Origin of the sequence: Actinoallomurus liliacearum, assembly GCF_039542035.1 — a bacterium.
In the GTDB taxonomy this organism is placed as follows: domain Bacteria; phylum Actinomycetota; class Actinomycetes; order Streptosporangiales; family Streptosporangiaceae; genus Actinoallomurus; species Actinoallomurus liliacearum.
In genome coordinates this window covers 1-1,152 of record NZ_BAABHJ010000047.1, presented here as the reverse complement: position 1 = coordinate 1,152, position 1,152 = coordinate 1, and the positions used below count along the sequence as shown (strand labels likewise).

The following is a 1,152-nucleotide window of genomic DNA, read 5'->3' as shown; positions in this document are numbered from 1 at the left end:
GAATCACTTGACCAGTGAGCTATTACGCACTCTTTCAAGGGTGGCTGCTTCTAAGCCAACCTCCTGGTTGTCACGGCAACTCCACATCCTTTACCACTTAGCACACGCTTAGGGGCCTTAGCCGGTGATCTGGGCTGTTTCCCTCTCGACTACGAACCTTATCGCCCGCAGTCTCACTGCCACGCTTCACTTACCGGCATTCGGAGTTTGGCTGACTTCAGTAAGCTTGTGGGCCCCCTAGGCCATCCAGTAGCTCTACCTCCGGCAAGAAACACGCGACGCTGCACCTAAATGCATTTCGGGGAGAACCAGCTATCACGGAGTTTGATTGGCCTTTCACCCCTACCCACAGGTCATCCCCCAGGTTTTCAACCCTGGTGGGTTCGGTCCTCCACGCGGTCTTACCCGCGCTTCAACCTGCCCATGGGTAGATCACTCCGCTTCGGGTCTACAGCATGCGACTAAAAACGCCCTATTCAGACTCGCTTTCGCTACGGCTCCCCCACACGGGTTAACCTCGCCACACACCATAACTCGCAGGCTCATTCTTCAAAAGGCACGCCATCACACCACACCACAAGGATGCGGGAGCTCTGACGGCTTGTAGGCACACGGTTTCAGGTACTATTTCACGACCCCTCACCGGGGCACTTTTCACCTTTCCCTCACGGTACTAGTCCGCTATCGGTCACCAGGGAGTATTCAGGCTTACCAGGTGGTCCTGGCAGATTCACACGAGATTTCACGAGCCCCGTGCTACTCGGGAAACATTCAATGAAGACAACAAGATTTCGCCTACCGGACTCTCACCGACTACGGTCGACCATCCCAGATCGTTCGACTACCCTGCTGTTTTATAACTCCACGCCCAGACAGCGGCCTGAGCAAGAACGCTCCCACAACCCCACACACGCAACGCCCGCCGGCTATCACACGCGCATGGTTTAGCCTCATCCCCTTTCGCTCACCACTACTCAGGGAATCACATGTTGTTTTCTCTTCCTGCGGGTACTGAGATGTTTCACTTCCCCGCGTTACCACCAACCGCCCTATCAATTCAGACGGAGGCAACACCCCATGACAGGTGCTAGGTTTCCCCATTCGGAAATCCCCGGATCAACGCTCGGTTGCCAACTCCCCGGGGCATATCGC

General features: G+C 55.7%; 1 rRNA gene. It reads right to left on the bottom strand.

The window, feature by feature from the left end:
- Positions 1-1,152, bottom strand: a 23S ribosomal RNA gene (locus tag ABD978_RS43655); the annotation flags it as partial.